Origin of the sequence: Devosia nitrariae, assembly GCF_030160115.1 — a bacterium.
Classification (GTDB): Bacteria; Pseudomonadota; Alphaproteobacteria; order Rhizobiales; family Devosiaceae; genus Devosia; species Devosia nitrariae.
Map to the genome: position 1 here is coordinate 15450 of NZ_BSNS01000001.1, position 23914 is coordinate 39363.

Annotated in this window: 23 protein-coding genes; 13 read left to right on the forward strand and 10 right to left on the reverse strand. The window is 64.6% G+C overall.

Annotation, left to right across the window (positions count from 1 at the left end; all coding sequences use genetic code 11):
* Nucleotides 1-22: 22 nt before the first annotated feature.
* Nucleotides 23-1507, reverse strand: coding sequence for a lipopolysaccharide biosynthesis protein (locus tag QQK18_RS00085; RefSeq protein WP_284338231.1), 1485 nt, complete (start codon nucleotides 1505-1507; stop codon nucleotides 23-25).
* A 292-nt stretch (nucleotides 1508-1799) separates the two neighbouring features.
* On the opposite strand from QQK18_RS00085, the gene QQK18_RS00090 reads away from it, so the two are divergent.
* From QQK18_RS00090 to QQK18_RS00105, 4 genes are all read left to right on the forward strand, one after another.
* Entirely contained in the window at nucleotides 1800-2603 is an 804-nt protein-coding gene (locus tag QQK18_RS00090) for a family 16 glycosylhydrolase (protein WP_284338232.1), read from the forward strand.
* Nucleotides 2604-2752: 149 nt separating this feature from the next.
* On the forward strand, nucleotides 2753-3319 hold the full coding sequence (gene pgsA / locus QQK18_RS00095; RefSeq protein WP_284338233.1) for a CDP-diacylglycerol--glycerol-3-phosphate 3-phosphatidyltransferase: 567 nt from the start codon (nucleotides 2753-2755) through the stop codon (nucleotides 3317-3319).
* Nucleotides 3316-3567 carry a molybdopterin converting factor subunit 1 gene (gene moaD / locus QQK18_RS00100; RefSeq protein ID WP_284338234.1) on the forward strand — a complete coding sequence of 84 codons (252 nt, stop codon included), beginning with the start codon at nucleotides 3316-3318 and terminating at the stop codon, nucleotides 3565-3567. Before pgsA ends, moaD begins: the two co-directional genes overlap by 4 nt.
* 2 nt (nucleotides 3568-3569) lie before the next feature.
* Nucleotides 3570-4016, forward strand: coding sequence for a molybdenum cofactor biosynthesis protein MoaE (locus QQK18_RS00105; protein ID WP_284338235.1), 447 nt, complete (start codon nucleotides 3570-3572; stop codon nucleotides 4014-4016).
* Nucleotides 4017-4410: 394 nt separating this feature from the next.
* Here QQK18_RS00105 and QQK18_RS00110 read toward each other — a convergent pair whose 3' ends face one another.
* Complete coding sequence (locus QQK18_RS00110) at nucleotides 4411-5301, reverse strand: branched-chain amino acid aminotransferase (protein ID WP_284338236.1); 891 nt, start codon at nucleotides 5299-5301, stop codon at nucleotides 4411-4413.
* Between the two features lie 137 nt (nucleotides 5302-5438).
* On the opposite strand from QQK18_RS00110, the gene QQK18_RS00115 reads away from it, so the two are divergent.
* Nucleotides 5439-5957 carry a MarR family winged helix-turn-helix transcriptional regulator gene (locus QQK18_RS00115; protein ID WP_284338237.1) on the forward strand — a complete coding sequence of 173 codons (519 nt, stop codon included), beginning with the start codon at nucleotides 5439-5441 and terminating at the stop codon, nucleotides 5955-5957.
* Between the two features lie 20 nt (nucleotides 5958-5977).
* Here the strand turns inward: QQK18_RS00115 and proC are convergent, their stop codons facing one another.
* The 3 genes from proC to QQK18_RS00130 form a co-directional block, all read right to left on the reverse strand.
* Nucleotides 5978-6790, reverse strand: coding sequence for a pyrroline-5-carboxylate reductase (proC, locus tag QQK18_RS00120; protein ID WP_284338338.1), 813 nt, complete (start codon nucleotides 6788-6790; stop codon nucleotides 5978-5980).
* An 8-nt stretch (nucleotides 6791-6798) separates the two neighbouring features.
* Complete coding sequence (locus QQK18_RS00125; protein ID WP_284338238.1) at nucleotides 6799-7299, reverse strand: type III secretion system chaperone family protein; 501 nt, start codon at nucleotides 7297-7299, stop codon at nucleotides 6799-6801.
* 432 nt (nucleotides 7300-7731) lie between these two features.
* Nucleotides 7732-8805, reverse strand: coding sequence for a 3-deoxy-7-phosphoheptulonate synthase (locus tag QQK18_RS00130; protein ID WP_284338239.1), 1074 nt, complete (start codon nucleotides 8803-8805; stop codon nucleotides 7732-7734).
* A gap of 377 nt (nucleotides 8806-9182) precedes the next feature.
* On the opposite strand from QQK18_RS00130, the gene msrA reads away from it, so the two are divergent.
* Nucleotides 9183-9890: a peptide-methionine (S)-S-oxide reductase MsrA gene (gene msrA, locus QQK18_RS00135; RefSeq protein ID WP_284338240.1), complete on the forward strand. Its 708-nt coding sequence runs from the start codon at nucleotides 9183-9185 to the stop codon at nucleotides 9888-9890.
* Nucleotides 9891-10342: 452 nt separating this feature from the next.
* Complete coding sequence (gene nuoF, locus QQK18_RS00140) at nucleotides 10343-11647, forward strand: NADH-quinone oxidoreductase subunit NuoF (RefSeq protein WP_284338241.1); 1305 nt, start codon at nucleotides 10343-10345, stop codon at nucleotides 11645-11647.
* A 6-nt stretch (nucleotides 11648-11653) separates the two neighbouring features.
* Here nuoF and uvrC read toward each other — a convergent pair whose 3' ends face one another.
* The 3 genes from uvrC to QQK18_RS00155 all read right to left on the reverse strand — a co-directional run bounded on the left by uvrC (nucleotide 11654) and on the right by QQK18_RS00155 (nucleotide 15920).
* Nucleotides 11654-13555, reverse strand: coding sequence for an excinuclease ABC subunit UvrC (gene uvrC, locus QQK18_RS00145; protein WP_284338242.1), 1902 nt, complete (start codon nucleotides 13553-13555; stop codon nucleotides 11654-11656).
* Nucleotides 13552-14313: an SDR family oxidoreductase gene (locus QQK18_RS00150; RefSeq protein WP_284338243.1), complete on the reverse strand. Its 762-nt coding sequence runs from the start codon at nucleotides 14311-14313 to the stop codon at nucleotides 13552-13554. Before QQK18_RS00150 ends, uvrC begins: the two co-directional genes overlap by 4 nt.
* Nucleotides 14314-14828: 515 nt before the next feature.
* On the reverse strand, nucleotides 14829-15920 hold the full coding sequence (locus tag QQK18_RS00155) for a DUF1176 domain-containing protein (RefSeq protein ID WP_284338244.1): 1092 nt from the start codon (nucleotides 15918-15920) through the stop codon (nucleotides 14829-14831).
* A 107-nt stretch (nucleotides 15921-16027) separates the two neighbouring features.
* Here QQK18_RS00155 and QQK18_RS00160 point away from each other — a divergent pair, with 107 nt between their 5' ends.
* Together QQK18_RS00160 and QQK18_RS00165 are read left to right on the forward strand one after the other, a co-directional pair.
* The gene (locus QQK18_RS00160; protein ID WP_284338245.1) at nucleotides 16028-16345 is read left to right on the forward strand and encodes a hypothetical protein; all 318 of its coding nucleotides are present in this window, start codon (nucleotides 16028-16030) and stop codon (nucleotides 16343-16345) included.
* Between the two features lie 171 nt (nucleotides 16346-16516).
* Nucleotides 16517-17443, forward strand: a complete 927-nt coding sequence (locus tag QQK18_RS00165) for a DMT family transporter (protein ID WP_284338246.1) — start codon at nucleotides 16517-16519, stop codon at nucleotides 17441-17443.
* A 242-nt stretch (nucleotides 17444-17685) separates the two neighbouring features.
* On the opposite strand, the gene QQK18_RS00170 is transcribed toward QQK18_RS00165, so the two are convergent.
* Both QQK18_RS00170 and QQK18_RS00175 read right to left on the reverse strand, forming a co-directional pair.
* Complete coding sequence (locus QQK18_RS00170) at nucleotides 17686-18234, reverse strand: SH3 domain-containing protein (protein ID WP_284338247.1); 549 nt, start codon at nucleotides 18232-18234, stop codon at nucleotides 17686-17688.
* 63 nt (nucleotides 18235-18297) lie between these two features.
* Nucleotides 18298-18720, reverse strand: coding sequence for a hypothetical protein (locus QQK18_RS00175; RefSeq protein WP_284338248.1), 423 nt, complete (start codon nucleotides 18718-18720; stop codon nucleotides 18298-18300).
* A gap of 146 nt (nucleotides 18721-18866) precedes the next feature.
* Between QQK18_RS00175 and QQK18_RS00180 the strand changes: the two genes are divergently transcribed.
* From QQK18_RS00180 to hemH, 4 genes are all read left to right on the forward strand, one after another.
* Entirely contained in the window at nucleotides 18867-19664 is a 798-nt protein-coding gene (locus tag QQK18_RS00180) for a creatininase family protein (RefSeq protein ID WP_284338249.1), read from the forward strand.
* The gene (locus QQK18_RS00185) at nucleotides 19661-20560 is read left to right on the forward strand and encodes a LysR family transcriptional regulator (protein ID WP_284338250.1); all 900 of its coding nucleotides are present in this window, start codon (nucleotides 19661-19663) and stop codon (nucleotides 20558-20560) included. Before QQK18_RS00180 ends, QQK18_RS00185 begins: the two co-directional genes overlap by 4 nt.
* A 28-nt stretch (nucleotides 20561-20588) precedes the next feature.
* Entirely contained in the window at nucleotides 20589-22223 is a 1635-nt protein-coding gene (locus QQK18_RS00190) for a HoxN/HupN/NixA family nickel/cobalt transporter (RefSeq protein WP_284338251.1), read from the forward strand.
* Nucleotides 22224-22617: 394 nt separating this feature from the next.
* Nucleotides 22618-23637, forward strand: a complete 1020-nt coding sequence (hemH, locus tag QQK18_RS00195) for a ferrochelatase (RefSeq protein WP_284338252.1) — start codon at nucleotides 22618-22620, stop codon at nucleotides 23635-23637.
* The last annotated feature ends 277 nt before the right edge of the window (nucleotides 23638-23914 follow it).

The following is a 23914-nucleotide window of genomic DNA, read 5'->3' on the forward strand; positions in this document are numbered from 1 at the left end:
TGGGCGAGATTGCAGGTAGCCCTCATGCGCGGCGAATTTTCGACAACACCCCGGTAAGGATCTTCTGAACCTCCGTCTCGGGGCCGGCAGGTCGTTTCATCGCCATCCAGAGCAGGAAGGTCGATCCGCAATACAAAGGGGCGCCCAAGGCAACCTGCAGGATCAGTTCGACGAAGAGCCCGCCCCGATCAGCGGCTTCGGGCATATATCTGGAGGCAAGCATCACGCCTGCTGCCATCACCGCAACGCTCATCAGCGCGCGCGCATTCGCCCCGAGCTGTTTCAGCACCGGGACGTCGATGAGCCGCCGCACAAGGACCATGTTGACCAGGGCACCCATCAGCCCGGTCAGCACGCGGCCGAAGATCACCCCCGGAAGTCCGAAGAGCATCAACCCGGCAAAGATGATCGGCACGCGAACGAACAGCATCTGCGTGTCGCGGATGAAGAGCAGCTTGTTCTGGTTCTTTGCCATGCCGAGCGGCTGCACCAGCGAGCCCAGCGTCTGCAGCGCGTAGACCGAGGCCAGCGCCTCAATGATGAAGACGATGGGCAGCCACTTCTCTCCCAATGCGAGCCTGACCAGCGGATCGGCGACCACCGCGAGCCCGATGCCGGCGGGAAGTGCGATGGCGGTGACCAGCGCCTGCACGCGCTGATAGGCGGCCGCGAGGCGTGCCGGATCGTCCTGAAGACTGGCGAAGCTCGGATAGATCGCCTGGGTCAGCGGCACGGTCGCTTCGCGTGTTGGAATTCGCGCCAGGTTGCTGCCCACCGTATAGTAGCCGAGCGGCGTTCCGCCGAGCACCTTGCCGATCAAAAGATAGTCGAACCGCCAGTTGAGCGTGTTGACGATCTGGCCGGCCGTGAGCCAGGCGGAAAAGGAAAAGAGCTCCTTCATGTGCGCGAACGTGATCCTCGGCCGGAACGGGAGCACGAGATAGGAAACGATGATCATCGTCGCCTGGCTCACCAACGTGCCGATCACCAGCGCCCAATAGCTCTGAAAGATCACCGCAATCGCCACCGCTGCAACGAACCCGGTGAGCTTTTGAGAGACACTGAGGACGAACTCCTGCCAGAAGATCAGCTGGCGCTGAAGCAGGACCAGGCGGGGATTGGTCAAGCCGCCCATCAGGAGGCTCAACCCCAGCGCAAGCATGACATCGAACAGTCTCGGTTCTTCGTATAAAACCGAGGCGGGATAGGCGAAGGCGGCAAAGAAGAGGCAAAGCAGCAGTCCGCGCGTGGCGTTGAGCGTCCAGGCGGCAGAAAAATGCGACTCTGTCGGTGCCCTGTGACGGATGAGTGCCTGGCTGAGCGAAAGGTCGGTGACGGAGGTAACGATCACCAGGATGGTCGTCGCCAGCGCGACGAGGCCGAAATCCGAGGGCGCCAGATACCAGGCCAGGACGACGATGCTGAGCGTCGACAGCCCGTTCACGACCGCCCGGGAGAGGCTCAGCCACATGCTTCCCTTGATGAGCCGCACGGTGATGCTGGTCATGTCATGCCAAACCTACGATGGTCGCGGTGCGCCGGCCCGGCAAGTCGTGCGCGCAGCAGCCTCATTCGCGAATAGATGCAAGCCTGTCAGCCGCCTCGAGTACCTTTCGGCACGATCCGTGCGGAATCGGCCTTAAGTGTGGACATGCAACCGCCGCCCGCGGGTAGCAGCCATGCGCGGGGCACACGACATACCCTCCGTGAGGGCCATTCTCCGCCACAGTCTCGTGTGACCTTAGCTGCGTTGATGCAGGGGCCATTCATCTGCGTACCGTTCAGTGAGGAATAATGCTATGACCGCGAAGATTGCGAACTGGCGTTTAGCAAAGGTACTGGGCGGAGCGGCGTCCCTGTTGCTGGTGGTTGCGGCTGGGCCTGCATTCGCCCAGGGCACCAGCTTCTTCGACGGCTTCGATAGTCTCGATCTCAAGCGCTGGTACGTCTCCGACGGCTGGGCAAACGGCGAATTCCAGAACTGCACCTGGTCGGACGATGTGGTGAGGGCCGAAGGCGGGGTTCTCAATGTAGGCTACGCGCCGGTGCCCGCCGGCGAACGCGACAACAGCTGCGGCGAATTGCAGACGCGGCAGGCGTTCGGCCACGGCACGTTCGAGGCGCGCCTGAAGACACCCTCCGGCTCCGGCCTCAATGCCGCGTTCTTTACCTATATCGGTCCGACCCAAGGCGTCCCGCATGACGAGATCGACTTCGAGATCCTGTTGCGCAATACGAGCGAGGTGCAGACGACCACCTTCGTCAATGGCGTCAGCGGTGACGGCGAGGTCGGCAGCGGGGAGCATCATGAGCTGCCTTATTCGTCCGATTCCGATTTCATCGATTTCGCCGTCACCTGGACGCCGGACAAGATCGACTTCTACATCAACAAGGAACTGGTGCGCACCATGACCGAGCCGCACACCATTCCGACCAACCCCATGCGCGTCTTCTTCAGCCTCTGGGGCACCGACACCCTGACCGACTGGATGGGCGAGTTCGAGCGTCCGGTCGAACCCATCGCCATGCAGGTCGACTGGGTGGCGTTCACGGCGCTCGGCGAAGAGTGCGCGTTCGACGAATCGGTGCTCTGCGCGCAGTAGGACTGGTTGGCGGCTGAATTCTGGACCTGCCTGCGCAAGGGTGCTTGCGAGTCGTGGAGCGCCGTTGGTAAGACGCGGGGCAGCGGCGTGGCGGTCCCGCTGTTCGGCTGCCGCTTGACCGCCACGGGCCAATCCTGTTGTCTCCGCGCATGGCACGCGTCAGCAACCTCAATCTGCCCAACATCATCACCGTCGCCCGCATCGCGACGATACCGGTTATCGTCTGGCTGCTGACGACGGGCGACATTGGCCTGCGGGTCGTCGCTGTCGTCATCTTCGCCGTGGCGGCGGGTAGCGACTGGGTCGACGGCTTCATCGCCCGGCGCTTCAACCAGGTCTCGCCGCTCGGCCGCATGCTCGACCCGATCGCCGACAAGCTGCTCGTCGGCATGGTGCTCGCGGCGCTCGCCTGGGACGGGAGCCTCTCGGCGCTCGACCTGGTGCCGGTGATGGCCATCCTCTTCCGGGAGTTCTTCATCCCGGGCCTGCGCGAGTTCCTGGGCAATACCCAGGTCGTGCTGCCGGTCAGCCTGTTGGCCAAATGGAAGACGACCATCCAGCTCGTTGCCGTCATCGTCATCTTCCTCGAGGGCATCCTGCCGAACCTGCGGCTTGCCGGCGACATCGTCCTCTGGCTCGCCGGCGCTATTACCCTGTGGACGGGCGGTCAGTATTTCATGGCGGCCTGGCCGCATCTGTCGGGTGAGGAGAAATGAAGATCCTCTACTTCGCCTGGCTGCGCGAGCGCCTCAACAGGAACGAGGAGGATGTGGCGCCACCCGCGGAGGTCACGACCGTCGGCGATCTCATCGACTGGCTTGCCGAAAGCGACGAGGCGGCGACCCTTGCCTTCGAGAAGCGCCACCTCATCCGTGCCGCCGTCGACGGCAGGCTGGCGAACCACCAGACCTCCATCGCAGGTGCAGCAACGGTAGCGCTCTTCCCGCCGATGACCGGGGGGTGAGGATGGAGGTTATCGTCACCGCCGATGCCTTCGATCCAGGCGAGGAGGCCAATGCGTTCATGGCGCGCACGGCCGGCGCGGGCGCGGCCGTGACCTTCACCGGTATCGTGCGCTCGAAAGCGGAAGACCCGATCCTCGCCCTCGAGCTCGAATGCTATGTCGAGCTCGCCGAGAGTCAGATTGCGGCGATCCTCGCCGAGGCGGCCAGGCGCTTCTCGCTGATCGATGCCACCGTCATCCACCGCCACGGGCGTCTCGTACCCGGCGAGCCAATCATGCAGGTGATGACCGCCGCCCCGCACCGCGAGGACGCGTTCCGGGGGGCGCAGTTCCTCATGGATTATCTTAAGACCGACGCGCCGTTCTGGAAGAAGGAAGTGACGGCTTCCGGCGAGCGGTGGGTCGAGGCGAAGAAAGAGGACGATGCGGCGCGGGAGCGGTGGGAGTAGGGGGCCGCGTGCTCCATCCCGACCCGACGCGATGTGCGGGACCACCCTTCCCAATGCCTTTGCTCTGCCACCATCTCACCACTCCTCCGCTGTCATCCTCGCGCCTCGACGCGAGGACCCAGGCGGGGCGTGCAATGTGCTCGAACGGTGGGATGCGGTAGCTTAGGGAGTGTCGTTCTGGCGGTTCTCTAACGGCGCTCAGCGGCTACCGCCCCCAATCCTCCGATCACTTTGGGCACTCGGTCTGGGTCCTCGCGTCGAGGCGCGAGGATGACAGCAGTGGGTGGAAAAAGATGGTGCCCAACTGACCTTGTGGGCCCTTAGCGGAGCGGACCAACCCCAAACAAAAAAGCCGGGCACCCGGCCCGGCCTTTCTCAAATCACTCGCCTCTACCTACTCCGCCGCCACCCGTTTCGGCTGCACCTCGCGCGCATAGGCGTCGATCATGGCGCGGCAGGCTTCGCCGGGGGTGAACTTGTAGTCGCCGACCACCGACACCGGGGTGACTTCGGCCGCCGTGCCGGTCAGGAAGCATTCGTCGAACTTGCCAAGCTCTTCCGGGCTGATGTGGCGCTCGGTCACCGTATAGCCGTTGGCCTTGGCCAGGGCGATGACGGTGCGGCGGGTGATGCCGTCGAGGAAGCAGTCGGGCAGGGGCGTGTGGATCTCCTTGCCCTTGACGAAGAAGACGTTGGCGCCGGTCGCCTCGGCCACGAACCCGCGATAGTCCATCATCAGCGCGTCGGCATAGCCGTTGGCCATGGCTGCATCCTTGGAGAGGGTGCAGATCATGTAGAGGCCGGCGGCCTTGGCCTTGCATGGGATGGTCTCGGGCGCCGGGCGGCGCCATTTCGACCATTCGAGGCGGATGCCCTTGAGCTTCTCTTCGACCGAAAAATAGCTCGGCCACACCCAGGCGGCGATGGACAGGTGCACCGTGTTGTTGCGGGCGGGGACCGAGAGCTCCTCCGAGCCGCGCCAGGCGACGGGGCGCACATAGGCGTCGACGAGGTTGTTCTTTGCCAGGATCTGCCGGCAGGCAGCGTCGATCTCGTCGGCAGACCAGGGGATGGTGAAATCCAGGGTCCTGCCCGAAGCGATCAGGCGCTCGGTATGCTCGCGCAGCTTGAATACTTCGCCGCCATAGGCGCGCTGGCCCTCGAACACGCAGCTTGCGTAGTGCAGCCCGTGGGTCAGTACGTGAATTTTGGCGTCCTTCCAGGGCACCAGTTCACCATCGAACCAGATCCAGCCTTCGCGCTGGTCCATCGGCAGGCCTGCCATCGATCCTCTCCCAAATCCATTTCATGCGTCCGGTCAGCGCCGGAAAGGATTACGTCCGATCATGCATGAGCCCCCAGCCCTTGGCAAACCAGATCGGCTTTGGGATAACAGTCGCGGGCGTTGTTGATAGGCGGACAATGGCAGTTACCAAAATAAATGTCAATAAGGCTGACATAAATTCCGGTTCCGGCGACCATCCGGACATGCCGCTCGACGTCATGGGCCTGTTCTTCTTTGCCTACAGGGACTTCGTGGGCGATGCCGACGCGCTGCTTGCTCGCCAGGGATTCGGGCGGGCGCACCACCGCGTGCTCTATTTCGTCAATCTGAAGCCGGGCATGCCGGTGGCGGACCTGCTCGACATCTTGAAGATCACCAAGCAGAGCCTGGCGCGGGTGCTGCGGCAGCTGATCGACAACGGCTATATCGAGCAGCAGATGGGCGATGCCGACCGGCGGCAGCGTCTGCTCTTTGCGACGCAAAAGGGTCGGGAGTTCTTCGAGACCCTGTCCGAGACGCAGGCGAGCCGGATCGATGCGGCCATCGCCGCGTTGCCGCCCGATGCAGGGCGCATCGTTCGGCGGTTCTTCGTCGGCATGGTCGAGCCGGAGGATCGCGCACTCCTCGATCGCCTCAAGCTCACCGAGCGGTTGTAGTCCTCGCCGTCTATCTTGCGCTAACCGCGCCCGAGCTCTTCGCTGCGCTGGCGGGCGGCAGCCACCGCACGCTCGAGCAGGTCCGTCAGGCCCGGTTCCGCCATCAGCACTGCGAGTGCGGCGGCCGTGGTGCCGTTGGGCGAAGTTACGTTCTCGCGCAGGGTCCTGGCGCTGGCACGGTCGGCTTCCATCAGCGCGGCAGCGCCGACGACCGTCTGCCGGGCGAGCTCCATGGCGATCGCGTCGGTCAGTCCCTGCCGCCGCCCGGCCTCCGCCAGGGCCTCGACGAAATGGAAGACATAGGCGGGGCCTGAACCGGAAACGGCGGTCAGCGCATCGAGATCGCCTTCGCTCTCGAACCAGGCGACCTTGCCCACCGCCGTCAGCAGCTGGTCGGCCGTCCGGCGGTTTGCATCGTCGACACCGGGTCCGGCGACCGCGCCGGTCATGCCCTTGCCGACCTGCGCGGGCGTGTTGGGCATGGTGCGCACGATGCGGTCGGTGCCGAGCCCCTGGGCAAGCTGGGCGATGCCGATCCCGGCGGCGATGGAGAGGACGATCGTTTGCGGGCCTACCACCGGCCGGAGTGCCTCGAGCACGGGATCGACGACCTGCGGCTTGACCGCGATGACCAGCACATTGGGGTGCATCCCGACCGCCTCGGCGTTGAGCGTCAGGCCATAGTCCTCGGCCAGCGCAAGCGTCGCCTCGCTGGGTTTGGGGTCGACGAGCACGAGATTGCTGGGCGCCAGGCCGGCCTTCAACCAGCCCTGCGCCAGCGCCATTCCCATCTTGCCGGCCCCGATAAGCATCACGGGGCCGATGGCGGTCATCGATTGGGTCACGCTTCCCCTACTGTCTCGAACATCACATGGCTCAGCGCGTCCGCGGCGGACTTGCCCGCCCATACGACGAACTGGAACGCCTGGTAGTAAAGATCGCAGCTGTCGGTGGCAGAACGCAGCAGGGCCTCACATTGTTGCGGGCTGACCTCGGCGCCGCCGGTCAGCAGGTGCGAATTGCGGAACAGCACCACGCCTTCCTTGTTCCAGATGTCGAAATGGCCGATCCAGAGCTGCTCGTTGATCAGCGCGATCAGCTGCTTGACCTCGTTGCGGCGCCCCTCGGGCACCTTGAGGTCGAAGGCACAGGCGATATGCAGGGACTCCAGGTCCTCCATCCAGTTGAAGGAGACGTGATAATCGCTCCAGGCGCCGCGCACGGAAATGGAGATCTCGTCGGCGTCCTGCCGCTCGAAAGTCCAGTCGTTGATGGAAGCGATGTGTTCGATGATGTCCACCGGGTGGACAGTCCGGTCCGGTTCGATCTGGAGAAGTGACATTGACGGTCCCGCCTTGGCAACTCATGAGTGGGAGCGCCGGATACAGACGATCCGGCGGCTTACGCAAGGGTACTACTGAACTTGCCGCACGCCTTAGAGCCTACGAATCGTCCTGACCTGATGACCCTACACGCCCGCGCTGATTCCCGGGACCGTGGGATCAGCAAGCCACTGGATTCTCTTGTGGATGATCGGGCCCGCATTGTTAACAAGACCTTAACGGACTGGCCCGCCAGACGATTTTCCTGGTCACAAATGAGACATATGGCGGCGGATCGGGCGAATGGGCGAGGCCGTTGCGTCGAGCGGCTCAGGTAACAACGGTTTCACCCGTGCCCTCGAATACCCCCCTCCCAACCTCCCCCTTGATGGGGGAGGCCGGGAGGGGGTGACGCGATGCCGGTGCGAGCGCAAATGCGCATACGAGCCCAGCTACGCAACCTCCTGACGCGTGGCACGGCGACGGCCCGCAACCGCGTCGGCAAGCCGCTCCAGCACCGTCTGCGTCGTCGCCCAGTCGATGCAGCCGTCGGTGATCGACTGGCCATAGACAAGGGGCTTGCCCGGCGCCAGATCCTGGCGCCCTCCGACGAGGTTGGACTCAATCATCACGCCCATGATCCGCTTGTCGCCGGCTTCGAGCTGGCCGGCGATGTCGTCGATCACCCCCGGCTGGTTCTCGGGCCGTTTGCCGCTGTTGGCGTGGCTGGCATCGATCATCACCACGGGATCGAGGCCGGCCCTCACCGCCTCTGCGCAAGCCGCCTCGACGCTGGCTGCGTCATAGTTCGGAGCTTTGCCGCCACGCAGGATGATGTGGCAGTCGTCGTTGCCGGTGGTCGCTGCGATGGCGGAATGGCCGGATTTGGTCACTGCCATGAAATGGTGCGGATGGGAGGCCGATTGCACGGCGTCCAGCGCGATGCGCACATTGCCGTCAGTGCCGTTCTTGAAGCCGACCGGGCAGGAAAGGCCGGAGGCGAGCTCGCGATGGATCTGGCTTTCGGTGGTGCGAGCGCCGATGGCCGCCCAGCTCACCAGGTCGGCGATGTATTGGGGCGTCGTCAGGTCGAGGAATTCGCAGGCCGCAGGCAGACCGAGATTGGCGATCTCCAGCAACAGGCTGCGGGCGAGCCGCAGGCCGTTGTCGATCTCGAAGGAGCCGTCGAGATTGGGATCGTTGATCAGCCCCTTCCAACCGACCGTCGTGCGGGGCTTTTCGAAATAGACGCGCATGATGATCTCGAGCCGGTCGCCGAGGCTCTCGCGCAACGGCGCGAGCCGGCGGGCGTAATCGATGGCCGCTGCCGGATCGTGGATGGAACACGGGCCCACGACCACGGCGAGGCGGTCGTCCTGACCGTGCCGGATGGAATGCAGGGCGTGGCGGGCGCTGATGACCGTGCGGGTGGCGGCGTCGTTGCGCGGGAACTCGCGCATGACCTCGATCGGGGTCACGAGTTCCCGGATCGCGCTGATGCGCAAATCGTCGGTAGACTTCAACATTGGTCGGCTCCGTTTGTCTGTCGCGTTTCCGAACGGAGAACCGGTCATTTTTCCTGGAAACGCCACTTTGGGTCTTGCCCACGGCGGCCAATGAAAAAGCCGCCTCGAAGATCGGGCGGCTGCTTGTCGGTTTGGTCTTTTCGGGTGTGATCAGATCAAGCGCGCATAAGCCTCCGCCGGATGCGGATAGCTAAAGTACCAAAACGAGAAGGTTGCGGCGGACTTGATCATGAAGGACGAGATAGCGCAGTCGGGCGGGATTGTCACGTCGGAATCTTGGCGCCGGTGGGCTTCACGATTTCGGCACATGCGTAACAAACGCCGTTATGCGAACGTATAGCTCCTTCGAAGGGCCCAGCGCCCAAGGGAGCACAGCAATGATCACTACCTTCCTCATCGAGTCACGCAAACTTGCCGCCATCGCGACCGCGGTCCTCGGCCTCGCATTCGCGGCCCCGGCCATCGGCGAAGAAGAACCCTTCATCATCCCGCCGCCTTCAGCGGACGTGACCGGCGAGACGGGTCTTGCCCAGGCCGTGTTCGCGGCCGGGTGCTTCTGGGGCGTGCAGGGCGTCTACCAGCATGTGACCGGTGTCACCTCGGCGGTCTCCGGATATTCGGGCGGTTCGGCCGAGACGGCCAATTACGAGGCCACCGGTACCGGCCAGACGGGTCATGCGGAGGCCGTGGAGATCACTTATGATCCGTCGGTGATCAGCTATGGCGAGTTGCTGCACATTCTTTTCTCCGTCGTCCACGATCCGACCCAGCTCAACTACCAGGGCCCGGATCACGGGCCGCAGTATCGCTCGGCGATCTTTCCGATGAGCGAGGACCAGAAGGCGGCGGCCGAGGCCTATATCAAGGAGCTCGATGCGACAGGTGTCTATCCCGATCCGATCGTGACCACGATCGAGCCGTTCGAGGCGTTCTATCCGGCCGAGGACTATCACCAGGACTTCCTGACCCTGCACCCGGACTACCCCTACATCGTGCGGTTCGACCTGCCCAAGATCGAGAACCTCAAGACGGTGTTCGCCGATTATTACCGGGATGATCCGGTGCTGGTGATGGCGGCGAACTGAAGGCGCCCCCGGCGCAGCTATCGGGCTGACCACGTGTCGCTATTTGCACGCGTTCCGCACTCCCGTTCGCACACCTTGCGGCCGTGGAAAAATCTCAGACTGGGTCCTCGCCTGCGTGTTTCGAGGATGACACCCGGTGGGTTGGGTGGCGTAGCGCCTTATTGCCGCTTCGGCTTGTCGCCCATACCTCCACCACCACGGTGTCACACTCGCGCAGGCGAGGGCCCAGCCTGAGATCGTGCGTTCGCCGCAAGGTCTGCGAATGGGAATCGTGAGCGGACTTACACTTGCGAGTGGTGAAGTGGCCAGGCTGATCCTCACCCAGCCTCCAAGGACCCTTACGGGTCCCAAGCCGCGCTGCGCTCTCCACAATGGCTCACACAGCCAGCCATAGAACAACGGCAAATGATGTGCTCTACTCCCCAGCATTCTCAGGGGTTTAGGGAAGAGCCATGCTTGCCGACAAGGACCGCATCTTCACCAATCTCTATGGCCATCACGATTGGCGCCTCGATGGAGCCCGGCAACGCGGGGCGTGGCGCGGAACCAAGGAATTCATCGAGGCCGGGCGCGACTGGATCACCGCTGAGGTGAAAGCCTCGGGTCTGCGCGGGCGTGGTGGAGGCGGTTTTCCGACTGCACTCAAATGGACCTTCATGCCCAAGGTCTCGGATGGTCGTCCGCACTATCTGCTGGTCAATGCCGACGAGTCCGAGCCCGGTACATGCAAGGACCGTGAGATCATGCGGCATGATCCCCACCATCTGGTCGAGGGGTGTCTGCTGGCCGGCCGTGCCATCGATGCGCATCTGGCGTTCATATACGTGCGCGGCGAGTTCTTCCGCGAGCGGCAGCGCCTCGAGCAGGCAATCGCGGAGGCGTACGAAGCCAGGCTCATCGGCAAGGACAACATCCATGGCTGGGATTTCGATATCGTCGTCCACCACGGAGCCGGCGCCTATATCTGCGGTGAAGAAACGGCGTTGATGGAATCGCTCGAAGGCAAGAAGGGCCAGCCGCGTCTGAGGCCGCCATTCCCTGCCAGTGCGGGCGTCTACGGCAATCCGACGACGATCAACAACGCCGAGTCGATTGCCGTCGTGCCGGAAATCCTGCGTCGCTCGGGGGCGTGGTTCAATGCGCTGGGGCGGCCCAACAATGCGGGAACCAAGCTCTTTTGCGTCTCGGGGCACGTGAACACGCCTGCAGTCTTCGAAGAGGAGATGGGCGTGCCGTTCGCCGAGATGATCGAGTGGCATTGCGGTGGCGTCCGCGGGGGCTGGGACAACCTCCTCGCCGTCATTCCGGGCGGCGGATCGATGCCGTGCGTGACCGGAGAAAAGATGCGGGATGCCAGAATGGATTTCGACGGGGTGCGCGAGGTCGGCTCGTCGCTGGGCAGCGCGGCAGTCATCGTCATGGACAGATCCACCGACGTTATCCGCGCCATCTGGCGTCTCAGCGCCTTTTACAAGCATGAAAGCTGCGGGCAATGCACGCCTTGCCGTGAAGGCACGGGATGGATCGAACGCGTGCTGGCGAGGATGGTCGAAGGACGGGCCCAGAAACGCGAGATCGACATGCTGTTCGAAGTGACCAAACAGATCGAAGGCCATACGATCTGTGGTCTGGGAGAAGCGGCGTCCTGGCCCGTACAGGGACTGATCCGGAATTTCCGTCAGACAATCGAAGACCGGATCGACAGCTACACCTATCGATCCGACGACGATTTCGTCCCGTCCATCGCCGCCGAGTAGCGGCGCTCAGTTCGACCTGTTGAAGTGATCGTAGATGGTTTGCGCCATCTGATCGGAGATGCCGGGGACGGCGGCGAGGTCGTCGAGCGAGGCGCGTGAGACGGCCTTGGCCGAGCCGAAATGGTTGAGCAGGGCCCGCTTGCGGTTCGGACCGATGCCGTCGACCTCATCGAGGGGGTTCTTGACGATGTCCTTCTTGCGCCTGGCGCGATGGGTGCCGATGGCGAAGCGGTGGGCCTCGTCGCGCAGGCGCTGCACGTAGTAGAGCACCGGATCGCGATGCGGCAGCATGAACGCCTCGCGACCTTCCATGTGGAACTTCTCGCGTCCGGCGTCGCGCTCCTCGCCCTTGGCGATGCCGATGAACGTCACCTGGCGCGAGAGGTTGAGCTCGGCGATGACCTGCCGGACGGCGTTGAGCTGGCCGGCGCCGCCGTCGATGAAAACGACGTCGGGCCAGTCGGGCATGCCGGTCGCCTCGTCCTCGGCGTCTTCGGCGCTCTCTGCCGCCAGCCGGGTGAAGCGGCGGGTCAGCACCTCGCGCATCATGCCGAAATCGTCGCCCGGGGCGAGGTCGGTCGATTTGATGTTGAAGGTGCGGTAGTGCTTCTTGGAGAGCCCTTCCTCGCCGGCAACGATCATGGCGCCGACGGCATTGGTGCCCGAGATATGGGAGTTGTCGTAAACCTCGATGCGTCGCGGCGTCTCCTCGAGGTCGAAGCGCTCAGCAACGCCCTCGAGCAGCGACCTTTGCGACGCGCCTTCGGCAAGCTGCCGGCTCAACGCCTCACGGGCATTGACCAGGGCGTGCTCGACGAGGTCACGCTTCTCGCCGCGCTGGGGCACCTCGACATAGACCCGCCTTCCGGCGCGGCTCGAGAGCGCTTCCTCCATCAACGCGTTTTCGGAGAGCGCGTGGCTCAGGAGCACCAGACGCGGCGGCGTACGGTTTTCGTAGAACTGGCTGATGAAGGCCTCCAACACCTCGGTATCGGTGAGCGAGGCGTCGGCGCGCGGACGATAGGCGTAGTTGCCCCAGTTCTGGTGGGCGCGGAAGAAGAACACCTGCACGCAGAACTGCCCACCCTCGTGATGGATGGCGAACACGTCCGCCTCCTCGACGCTGCGCGCGGTCGCATCGCCCTGGCTCTGGATGGCGGCGAGGGCCGAGAGCCGGTCGCGCAGGAGCGCGGCGCGTTCGAAATCAAGGGTTTCGGCCGCCTCGTTCATCTCGGCTTGCATGTGGTCGCGCACCGTCTGCGATTTGCCGGAAAGGAACTGGCGGGCCTCCTCGACGAGGCCGGCATAGTCCTCGAGCGAGATCTCGCGGGTGCAGGGGGCGGCGCAGCGCTTGATCTGGAACTGCAGGCATGGCCGCGTGCGGGCGGCATAGAAGCTGTCCGAGCAGTTGCGCAGCAGGAACGCCTTCTGCAGCGAGGCGATGGTGCGCTCGACGGCGCTGACCGAGGCGAAGGGACCGAAATAATGACCCTTGCGGCGGCGCGTGCCGCGGTGCTTGGAAATCTCCGGCGCCTCGTGATCGAGGGTGATGAGGATATAGGGGAAACTCTTGTCGTCGCGCAGCAGCACGTTGAAGCGTGGCTTCAAGCGCTTGATGAGGTTGGCCTCGAGCAGGAGCGCCTCGCTCTCGGTCTCGGTGCGCACGAACTCCATGGTGTGGGTGGCCGCGATCATGCGCTGGATGCGCACGGGCAGGCCTTCGGGCCGGGTGTAGTTGGTTACGCGCGCCTTGAGGCTGCGCGCCTTGCCGACATAGATGACCTCGCCATTGGTATCGAGCATGCGATAAACGCCGGGCGCTGAAGGGAGCGTCCTGACGAAGCCGCGGATAGCCTCTGGGCCAGTTACGGGTGCGGTCTGGTTTTCGGTTTGCGTTTCTTCAGTCATCTGCGTGGTGTCGGGCCGCGGCGTGCAGGCCACTCGATGTGCTCGCCGCCGTCGAGAGTAATCATTTGGCCGGTCATGGCCGGCAGCGCAAGGATCGCGGCAACGCCATCGGCGATGCCGTCGGGGTCCGCACTATAGCCCAAAGGCAGCTCGTCGATCCGGCGCGCGTGGATCTCGGGCGAGACGTCGGGCGGCGGGACGGTCGGGCCGGGCGCGACAGCGTTGACGCGGATCCGTGGAGCGAAGGACTGCGCCAGGGTGCGGGTCATGGTCCACAGCACGCACTTGCTCAGGGTGTAGCTGAAGAAGGCGGGCGACAGGTCCAGCACCCTCTCGTCGATGATATTGACGATGTTACCTGCGACATCGGCCGGAAGTTGGGCGGCGAAATCGCGCGCGAGGAAGGCCGGTGCCTCGGCATGCACGGCAAAATGCGCGTCCCACAGACCCTCGTCGAGGTCGTGGGCCGCGTCGCGCTCGAAGAGCGAGGCATTGTTGACGAGGAGGGTGAGGGGCCCGAACAACGCCGAAGCGGCTTCAATCAGGCCGCCGCGCTCGCTCCGGTCGGCAAGATCGGCCGCCACGATATCTGCCCGGCCTCCGCCTTTGCGGATGCCGGCGGCCACCGCTTCGGCCTTGTCGCGGGAATTGCGATAATGGACGACGACGGCCCAGCCGTCACGGGCGAGACGCCGCGCGATGGCCGCACCGATGCGGTCGCCGGCGCCGGTGACGAGGGCGACGGGCCGGGTAGTCATGGTTGAGGAAGCGGTTGGGGCCATGGGTTGTGAGCGAGCGGAATCGTTGCTGTGCGATCGACCCTATAGCTATGCGGTGAAGGCCGGTTCGGCAAATGTTCCGGGGGCGGCGCGGTCATATTGATTCAAGCGGGCGCTCTAAGCTGCTGTTCTTGCGCAGTTTCCTGCAAAGGAGGCATCAAGTTTTCGCAGGGGACGCTCCTCTCCCCGTTAGGGCCGGGTGGGCGGAGCAATGCCTGTGCTCTGCCACCATCTCATCACCCCACCGCTGTCATCCTCGCGCCTCGACGCGAGGACCCAGGCGGGGCGTGCAATGTGCTCGAACGGTGGGATGCGGTAGCTGAGGGAGTGCTGTTCTGGCGGTTCCCCGAAGGGCGCTCAACAGCTACCGCCTCCAATCCTCCGATCACTTTGCGCACTCGGCCTGGGTCCTCGCGTCGAGGCGCGAGGATGACAGCGGTGGGTGGGAAAAATTAGTGCCAGGCTCCGACGTCGAAAGGCGGCGACGGGACCACTCAATACTCAGGCATCGGCGGCGCCGTGTAGACCACCGGAAACTCGCCGGGATCACCGGTTGCGTCGCATTCGCCCTTGTAGCGGTACTCCTCGAGCCGGAAGAAATTACGCCAGCGCCACGTCCCGGAACTGCCGCAGTCGGCGATGCCGCGCCCCTTGTTGAAACTGACGAGCTCGCGCGAGGCCGGATCGTACCACGCGTTCACCAACTGATCGCTGGTGTGCCAGGACTGGTGGTCGGCGAATTCCGCAAAGTGCTGGAGTTTGAACTCGCCGCCCGTCACCACATAGACCTTGGAGCTGAAATTGTAGGCGCCTGCCCCGCAGGGCAGGATCGCAACGAGCCGCTCGTCGTCGAGCCGCTCGACCTGGCTGTCGCGGCCGTTAGGCAGGTCCTCGAGCGGCTCGCAGGTCTCGTCAGCCCGGTGCGCCTCGACGAGGGCTGCTGGAACGACGATCGACGGGTCCATGTCGATATTGGCCGGCAGCAGTCCATAGGGCGGCACACCGGTCAACCGCTCGTTGCCGACGAGGTACTGCTGCTCATCGATCCAGAGCAGCGCCGCAGCCAATCCCCTGAGCGAGAAAGAGTACGCCTGCCGCTGGCGATCGGCATCGGCAAGATGGATGGTGGCGCTCTGGCCGTTGACCATGCGGTCGAGCACAGCCTGCGCCTTGGCACCCATGAAATAAAACCGGTTGGCCGCGCCGTAAGGGCCGGACTCATCGTACCACCCGAAGGTTTCGGAGGTCTCGTCGATGTCGATCGTCGGGTCCTGCTCGTAGGGCGGAGGCGGCGAGCTGACCTCGATGGCGAGTTCCCAGAAGCTCTGCAGCGGATGGCGCTCGAGGCGGAGCCGCGGTTCAATGCCGGTGACGGCGCGGCAGACGAAGTCGGGCGCGCAGGAAGCGGTCCAGGTGCCGAAAGTCCGCTCCTCCTGACCGGAAGTCGCGGCGGCAGGCAGGAGAATCACTGCTGCAAGAAGGCCGAGCGCAAGACGGGCAAAACGTGCAAAGAAACCTGCAAAAAGAACTGCACGCTTGGCGGCGGCCGGCTGAAATGCCCGCAAAACGGGGAGATGTTCGGTCACTTCCGTCAGTCCCTCTGTCCTTTTAGTTCTATTGATTCGACAGTATTATTTACTGTGCGCGTGAAAGCATAGTGCTTCACGAGGGGCGCCAGTAGGGGGAGCCATCAATGGAAGTCATTGTCGGACTCATTGTCCAGTTGATCGCCGGCGGTGCCGGCGGCAATATCATCGGACAGGTTGCCAAGCAGTTCAGCCTCGGTACAACCGGCAATACCATCGCCGGGGCCGTCGGCGGCGTTGCCGCCACCTGGCTTGCCGGCTACATACCAGGGCTCAGCGGCCTGGTCGGCGGCACGGCCGCTGCGGCTGCCGCCGGCGGCCTCGATATCGGCGCGCTGGTCGGGCAGGGCGTGACCGGTCTCGTCGGTGGCGGGCTGCTGACGGTCATCGCCGGCCTCGTCAAGTCGATGACCGCCAAGGCCTGAGTTCAGGCAGATTACCAGGTACCCCGGGCCCACGGGTCCGGGTTTTATGTGTCCAGAGCTGTTCCCGTTCCGATAACATCGGATCGGAGCTCGAAGTTATTGAATTGTCGCGTTTTCGAGCCGCAAAAGTGGTTTTCACTTTTGCTGAAGACGCTCTAGTCGAGAATCCAGATGACTACGCCTGTTTCCGCCGCTTCCTCCCGCGACATGGTGGGACAGGCCATCGGCCTGACGCTGACGACGATTATCACCTTCGGCGTCCAGGACGCGGTCTCCAAGATATTGGTGGCGAGCTACTCGCCCTTCCAGATCACCATGATGCGCTACTGGGCCTTTGCCCTGTTCGCGCTGTGGCTGGTGTCGCGGCAGGCTCCGATCCGGCACGCATTGCGCTCGAAGGCGACGGGATGGCAGGTGCTGCGCGGCCTGCTGCTGATGGCTGATATCTGGTTCTTCGCGCTCGCCCTGCAGACCATGCCGCTCGGCGAAATGCAGGCGATCACCCTGGTCTATCCGTTGCTCGTCACTCTGTTCGCCGTACCCATTCTCGGCGAAAAGGTCGGCGTCTTCCGCATCGCGGCAGTGCTTGCCGGGTTCGCCGGCGCCATGATCATCGTGCGGCCGGGCGGTGTGCCGCTCAGTTGGGGCGTGTTGTTCACGCTGGCTTCGGCGGCGTTCTACGCGCTCTATATCGTCGTCACGCGCAAGGTCAGCCAGATCGACTCGACGGCGACCAGCATGGTCTATGCCAGCATCGTCGGCCTGGTGCTGTCGAGCGTCGTGGGCTTTTCCTTCTGGCAGCCGATGGGGTGGAACGACCTGGCGCTGGTCGGCGTGGTCATGGTCACCACCTGCGCCGGCCACGGCGTGATGATGCTGGCGCTCTCCAAGGCGCCGGCAAGCGTATTGCAGCCGTTCAACTATTTCTCCCTGCCCTGGGCGATTGCACTGAGCTATTTCGTCTTCGGCCACCTCATCGATCCGATGTCGATGGTCGGCGCGGCCGTCGTCGTCGCGGCGGGTCTGGTGGTCATGGCGCGCGAGCGGATGAAACGCGTCGGGGTGGCGGCCGATCCGCCGCTGCCGGGCAAGGAGTAGGGTGTGTTGCTATTCAGGTGATGCCGGTCTGCAAACGCCCGTTTTCTGCGCTTCCGGTGCTCACGTACCAAAAGGTACGCTGCGCTCCGGTTCTCGAAAACGGCCATTTTCGCCTCGGCCTGACCTGAATCCCAACACACCCTGGTGCGGGATGCGCATCACGCTCTGGCGAACGCAACGTTACATTGACAATGGCGCCGCCCCTCTCAGGGCGGCGCCAGATGCTTGTCTGCGCGCGTTGCTCAGTCCCCGACGCAGAAGTAGGCGTTCGGGCTGTTGAAGCAGACGCTGCTGTCATGACGGGGCGGCCGCGGGTGATAGATCGGCGGGCGCGGGCGAGGATTCCAGCCACCCCAATGCGGCGGGCGGGGGTAGCCGCCCCAGTGCGGCGGACGGGGCGGGCGCGGATGGTAGACCGGCGGGCGCGGGGGATACGGGTCCCAGCTCGGAGGACGCGGACGGTCGTAACCGCCGCGCGAGAGGTAGTTGGCGGAAACCCAACCGTCGGGTCCGCGCTTCTCGACGAAGCACCAGCTGCCGCGGCAGTCCTGTACGTCGACTTGTTCGCCGCGCTGAAGCACATCGATGGCGCCGTAGCCGGTGCCGGGGCCCGATCGGACGTTGACGTTGGCGGTGGCATAGGCCGGGGCCGCAAGCGCGCTCGCCGTCGTAGCGGCAAGCGCCAGCGCAGCCAGCGTTCCGGCGATGATCTTGGTGCGGATGGCCATGACTGAACTCCTGTTGAGCATGAGGCGCGAGGGCGCCTTTGCACAGAGATAATCACCCTCCATCTGAACCGAACCTGAATGAACGCTTCAGGTTAGCGGCAGGTGCCCAAAGCACTTTTTCACGTTCTAAAAACGCAGGATGTCGATGAAGCGTTGCAGCGTGTCGCCGAGCGCCTCGCGCTTCTTCTTCTTGAGATCGCCGAGCAACGCCTCTTCCAGCTCGCTCCAGTGCTCGGCCAGCGCGTTGCGGATGCGCACGCCTCGCTCGGTCAGCGCGAGGCCCGGCGTCAGCTCGGGCCCGACCGCCTGGCGGCGGATCAGGTCGCGTTCGAGAAGCCGTGAGATGCGTGTCTGCAGCTGGCCGTCCGCCTGGCCGAGCTCGGCTGCCAGATCGGTTTCGCTGGTGCCCGAGCGGGCGAGAACGAAGAGCACGGCATCGTCCCCCGGCTCCAGCCCTCGCTCGAGGACTGGTACCAGCAAGGCCTTGCGCGCCAATTGGCCGGCTTCGATCAGCCGGTAGATGGTGGATCGGGAGGAGGGGCGGGACATAGGCGGGAAAATAGGCCGAACTCCTGGCTCGCGTCGATGGTCCCGGTATCCTAGCGTTAATCGTGGACGCACCAAGACCCGTCATTGTTCACTTTACGCGTATGAGTTATGCGTTTGCCAAAGGTGCAAAAGTCGAAGGAGCGCGCGTGGCCACGCTGTTCGCCGAGCAACTGACCGCCACGGAATTCGGCGCCTTCGTCGACGCCGCCACCATCGGAGTGCTGCCGGTCGCCGCCATCGAACCGCACGGACCGCACCTGCCGCTTTCGACCGACAGCGACATCGCGCGCGGGCATCTGACCGGGCTTGCGGACGTGGTGCGCGAGGATCTCGACGTGCTGGTGCTGCCCCTGCAGGCCATTGGGCACAGCATCGAGCATCAGGGGCAGAAGGGGCTTTTTTCCCATTCCGCCGAGACGCTGCTGACCGCCTGGGACGACGTCGTCGCGCCGTTCCGGCTGGCGGGCGGGCGCCGGCTGGTGATCGTTTCGAGCCATGGCGGAAATTCGGAAGTGGCAGCGCTCCTGGCAACGCGCCTGCGCGCCCAATACGGTATGCTCGCGGTTACCGCCGCCTGGCTGCGCTTCGGCCAGCCTGAGGGCCTGTTTGAACCCGACGAACTCGCCTACGGCATCCATGGCGGCGCCGTCGAGACATCGCTGATGCTGCACTACCGGCCCGAGGCGGTGCGGCGCGATCGTCTCGACGATTTCGCCTCGGCTGCGCGCGAATGGGATGGCGAGAGTTTTCATCTCAAGGTCCATGGGCGCACCCGACCCGGATGGCTGACGCGCGACCTCAATGCGGCCGGCGCCGTGGGAGACGCGACGGCGGCCAGTGCCGAGAAGGGTGCTGCCAGTGCCCGCCATGCCCTGGCGCGGTTTGCCGAACTGCTGGAGGACGTCACCGCCTTCGATCTCAAGCGACTGGGAGATGCCCCATGAGCCAGGACCTCGGGCGCATCCGCGCTTTCGTGCAGGTGTTCGATGCCGGCGGCTTTTCCGCCGCGGCGCGCCAGCACGGGCGCTCCAAGGCACTGCTCAGCAAGTATGTGACCGATCTCGAGGATTATCTCGGCGTGCGGTTGATGAACCGCACCACACGCAAGCTCAGCCTCACCGAGGCGGGGGAGGCCTATTACCGCGAGGCGAGCGCGATTCTTGCCCAGCTCGACGACCTCGACGCCAGCATCGCCGACCAGACCTCCGAGCCGCGCGGGCTTTTGCGGGTCTCGGCGCCGCGTAACTATGGCGAGGACACGCTCGCCCCGGCGATCTTCGCCTATCTCAAGAGATACCCCAAGGTCAGCCTGGACCTCAGGCTCGAGGACCGCTACGTCGACCTCGTCGAGGAGGGGGTCGACGTGGCACTGCGCATCAGCACGCTGGCCGATTCCTCACTGATCGCCCGCAAGATCGCCGACATGCACCTGGTGATCGGCGGCGCGCCCGAGCTGATCAAGACCGTTGGCCGGCCCGAGCACCCCGAGGCGCTGCGCAACCTGCCGTGCATCGTCGACACCAACATGCAGGGACAGGCCAATTGGCGGTTCGTCGAGGACGGCAAGACCATCTCCATCCCGGTGACGGGCCAGGTGCGGGTCAACTCTCCGTTAGCGGCACGCTCGGCCGCCATTGCCGGCCTTGGCTTTGCCGCATTGCCGTCCTACCTCGCCGACCCTGTGGTCGCCGCCGGTGCGCTGGTGCCGGTGCTGACCGAGTTCGTGCCTACGGGGCAAACGCTGCAGGCGGTCTATCCGCACCGGCGGCACCTCGCCGGCAAGGTGCGTGCGCTGATCGACCACCTGGTCGCCTGGTTCGGTACGCATCCCGCAAGCTGAGGTCCCTCGCAGTGCATCCCGATAGTCCATGCTGACGCTGCGGCACGCCATCTTCACGATGCTTGCCGGCATCGTCATGCTGCTCGCCTTTGTGGAGGCTGCGCAGGCGCACCCGCACATCTTCATAGACGCGAAGGTCACCGTCACTTTCGACGACCAGGGCGCGGTGGCGCAGCTGCATCACGAATGGACGTTCGATGCCGCTTTCTCCTCCTGGCAGGTGCAGGGGCTCGACACCGACGGCGACGGGGTGACCAGCAGCGCCGAGCTGCAGGAACTGGCCGACGAGAACATGGTGGGGCTCGCCGAGTACGGCTTTTATACCTATGCCGGCGTCGACGGCCGGGAGCTCTCCTTCGAGCCGGTCGGCGACCAGGTGATGACGCATGAGGACGGGCTGACGACGCTAGCGTACAGCATCCGTCCGACCGAAAGCGTGCCTGTCGGGCAGCTCGAGCTGGCGGTCAACGATCCCGAATACTATGTGGCGATCACCTTTGCCGACCGCTCAACAGTGACGCTCGCGAACGCGCCGGACGCGTGCGGGCTCGAACTGGTACCGCCGACGCCCATGTCCCCCGAGATCGAGGAGCAGCTCTTCTCCATCGGTCCCGACGTGGTGGAGCTGCCGCCGGAATTGGCCGCGGCCGTGCGCGGCACCCAGGGCAAGATCGTCGTTTCCTGCACCGGCGCCACTCCGGCGACGGCACTCGATGCGGTCAATACCGTGGCCCAGTCGCGCCCGGCGCCGTTCGGCGGACCGCCGCCCGAGCCGGGGCTCAACCTGCCGCGCACCGGGTTCTTCGGCTGGCTGCAGCAGCAGCAGCGCGATTTCTATATGGCGATGACCGGGGCGCTGGCGGCGTTCCGCACCGATTTCAACGCCTTCTGGATCCTCGGCGGCCTCAGCTTCCTCTACGGCGTCTTCCATGCGGCGGGGCCCGGGCATGGCAAGGTGGTTATCTCCTCCTATGTGCTGGCCAACGAGATGCAGGCACGGCGGGGCATTGCGCTGAGCTTCATTACGGCGCTGATCCAGTCCGTCGTGGCGATTGCCTTCGTGCTGATCGCGGCCGGGATCCTCGGCATGACGAGCCTCGCCATGGGCGATGCGGCGCATTGGGTGGGTGTCGTCGCCTATGCGCTGATGGCGGCGCTGGGCCTGTGGCTGGTGGCGCGCAAGGTGTTCGGCTGGGGCCATCACCACCATGAGGCGCCGGACCTCAAGGCGAAGGCGCACGCGCATCTGCACGAGGGAGAGGGGCACGATCATCACGATCACCAACACCATCACCACGACGAGGCGGAGCACGCCCACCACCATGTGGTGACGCCGGATGTGGCCACCCGAAGCTGGAAAGAGCAGCTGGGCGTGGTGCTGGCGGTGGGCCTGCGGCCCTGTTCCGGCGCGCTTGTGGTGCTGGTCTTCGCGCTGTCGCAGGGCGTGCTGCTGGCGGGTATCCTGGCGACGCTGCTGATGGGGCTGGGGACGGGGATCACCGTGGCGGTGCTGGCGACGCTCGCGGTGTTCGCCAAGGATATCGCCAGGCGGATCGGCGGCACCGATACTGGCCTTGCGCGCAGCATCGTCTGGTGGGTGGAACTGGCGGGCGCGGTGCTGGTGCTGCTGTTCGGGTTGATGCTGCTTCTGGCGTCGCTTTAGGGCCTGTGCGGTGGCACAATCTGCCACCAACCACCGGCTGTCATCCTCGCGCAGGCGAGGACCCAGCTCTGAACACCTCAGCGGGCACGGAAAGAGCGGTCGGGCAGGATGCCCCTTCCTTCCCTCAAGGGGAAAGTAGTGCTCGCTACCAACACCTTGCGGCTGTTGGGAAATCTCGGGATGGGCCCTCGCCTGCGCGAGGGTGACATCCGGTGGGTGGGGCGGCGATGGTGATGGAGCCGATCCGCCCGAGAACCAAAGCCGTGACGAGCGCTACTCACTATTCACGACCAGCTAATCGCTCACCGCTCACCCCCGATCCGCGACCCAACGCCGCCTTGCGGCGTAGTCGCGCTCGGCTATGGTGCGCCGACTGCAAAGAGACCGAAACACCATGTCCGTGCCCGCCGACCATCCCAAGACCGCGCCCGAGAAGATCGGGGTGCTGCTGCTCAATCTCGGCACGCCGGATGCGACCGACTATTGGAGCGTGCGGCGCTACCTCAAGGAGTTCCTCTCGGACCCCAGGGTGATCGAGACGCCGAAATGGCTGTGGTGGCCGATCCTCAACCTGGTCATCCTGTCGTTCCGGCCGCAGAAGAGCGGGCACGCCTACGAGCAGATCTGGGACAAGCGGACCAATGAGAGCCCGCTGCGGGTGATCACCCGGGCGCAGAGCGAGAAGCTCGCTGAGCGTCTCAGCGGCATGGACAACATCGTCGTCGACTGGGCCATGCGCTACGGCACCCCGTCGACGAAGAGCGTGCTGGAAAAGATGCAGGCGGCCGGCTGCCGCAAGATCCTGCTGGCGCCGCTCTATCCGCAATATTCGGCAACGACCACGGCGACGGCCAACGACAAGGCGTTCGATGCCCTCAAGGACATGCGCTGGCAGCCAGCCGTGCGCACGCTCCCGGCCTATTTCGATAGCCCGACTTATGTGAAGACCCTGGCTGAAAGCATCCGCCAGGGCGTCGAGGGCCTCGATTTCGAACCGGACGTGGTGCTGACCAGCTACCACGGCATGCCGGTCGAGTACTACGAGAAGGGCGACCCCTATTACGACCAGTGCCTGGAGACGACGCGGCTGGTGCGCGAATATCTCGGTTGGCCCGAGGACAAGCTGATGGTGACCTTCCAGAGCCGCTTCGGCCGGGCCGAATGGCTGAAGCCCTATACGGCCGAGACGCTGGAAGAGCTGCCGAAGCAAGGCAAGACAAAGATCGCCATCCTGGCGCCGGCCTTCTCGGCCGACTGCATCGAGACGCTGGAAGAGATCGCCATCACCGGCCGGGAGAGTTTCCTCGAAGCCGGGGGCGAACAGTTCGCCTATATCCCGTGCCTCAATGATAGCGAGGCGGGGATGGATATGCTCGAGGCGGTGGTGCGGCGGGAGCTGGCGGGGTGGATTTGAGGGGGTAGAGAATAGCGAATAGCGAATAGCGCTCATCACCGCTCCGGCTCTTGCACCCATCCACACCCACCCCCGATTGTCACCCTCACGCAGGCGAGGGCCCATCCTGAGATTTCTCAACAGCCGCAAGGTGTTGGTGAAGGGCAGGGCGGCGCAATGCCGCTCTTTCCGTGCGCGTCGAGGATTTCAGGGCTGGCGCAAAACGCACCTGACCTTGTGTAGCGTGCCGCATCGCGTCACCCCCTCCCGGCCTCCCCCATCAAGGGGGAGGTGGCCT

Bases quoted from the DNA above. Each gene is read 5' to 3' on its own strand.
- QQK18_RS00175 (WP_284338248.1), bottom strand. From the start codon at position 18,720: ATGTCCCGCCCCTCCTCCCGATCCACCATCTACCGGCTGATCGAAGCC.
- QQK18_RS00150 (WP_284338243.1), bottom strand. From the start codon at position 14,313: ATGACTACCCGGCCCGTCGCCCTCGTCACCGGCGCCGGCGACCGCATC.
- QQK18_RS00085 (WP_284338231.1), bottom strand. From the start codon at position 1,507: ATGACCAGCATCACCGTGCGGCTCATCAAGGGAAGCATGTGGCTGAGC.
- QQK18_RS00170 (WP_284338247.1), bottom strand. From the start codon at position 18,234: ATGGAGGGTGATTATCTCTGTGCAAAGGCGCCCTCGCGCCTCATGCTC.
- QQK18_RS00125 (WP_284338238.1), bottom strand. From the start codon at position 7,299: ATGTCACTTCTCCAGATCGAACCGGACCGGACTGTCCACCCGGTGGAC.
- QQK18_RS00115 (WP_284338237.1), top strand. From the start codon at position 5,439: ATGGCAGTTACCAAAATAAATGTCAATAAGGCTGACATAAATTCCGGT.
- QQK18_RS00185 (WP_284338250.1), top strand. From the start codon at position 19,661: ATGAGCCAGGACCTCGGGCGCATCCGCGCTTTCGTGCAGGTGTTCGAT.
- QQK18_RS00105 (WP_284338235.1), top strand. From the start codon at position 3,570: ATGGAGGTTATCGTCACCGCCGATGCCTTCGATCCAGGCGAGGAGGCC.
- msrA (WP_284338240.1), top strand. From the start codon at position 9,183: ATGATCACTACCTTCCTCATCGAGTCACGCAAACTTGCCGCCATCGCG.
- QQK18_RS00090 (WP_284338232.1), top strand. From the start codon at position 1,800: ATGACCGCGAAGATTGCGAACTGGCGTTTAGCAAAGGTACTGGGCGGA.
- QQK18_RS00160 (WP_284338245.1), top strand. From the start codon at position 16,028: ATGGAAGTCATTGTCGGACTCATTGTCCAGTTGATCGCCGGCGGTGCC.
- QQK18_RS00130 (WP_284338239.1), bottom strand. From the start codon at position 8,805: ATGTTGAAGTCTACCGACGATTTGCGCATCAGCGCGATCCGGGAACTC.
- hemH (WP_284338252.1), top strand. From the start codon at position 22,618: ATGTCCGTGCCCGCCGACCATCCCAAGACCGCGCCCGAGAAGATCGGG.
- QQK18_RS00190 (WP_284338251.1), top strand. From the start codon at position 20,589: ATGCTGACGCTGCGGCACGCCATCTTCACGATGCTTGCCGGCATCGTC.
- QQK18_RS00165 (WP_284338246.1), top strand. From the start codon at position 16,517: ATGACTACGCCTGTTTCCGCCGCTTCCTCCCGCGACATGGTGGGACAG.
- pgsA (WP_284338233.1), top strand. From the start codon at position 2,753: ATGGCACGCGTCAGCAACCTCAATCTGCCCAACATCATCACCGTCGCC.
- uvrC (WP_284338242.1), bottom strand. From the start codon at position 13,555: ATGACTGAAGAAACGCAAACCGAAAACCAGACCGCACCCGTAACTGGC.
- proC (WP_284338338.1), bottom strand. From the start codon at position 6,790: ATGACCGCCATCGGCCCCGTGATGCTTATCGGGGCCGGCAAGATGGGA.
- QQK18_RS00110 (WP_284338236.1), bottom strand. From the start codon at position 5,301: ATGGCAGGCCTGCCGATGGACCAGCGCGAAGGCTGGATCTGGTTCGAT.
- nuoF (WP_284338241.1), top strand. From the start codon at position 10,343: ATGCTTGCCGACAAGGACCGCATCTTCACCAATCTCTATGGCCATCAC.
- moaD (WP_284338234.1), top strand. From the start codon at position 3,316: ATGAAGATCCTCTACTTCGCCTGGCTGCGCGAGCGCCTCAACAGGAAC.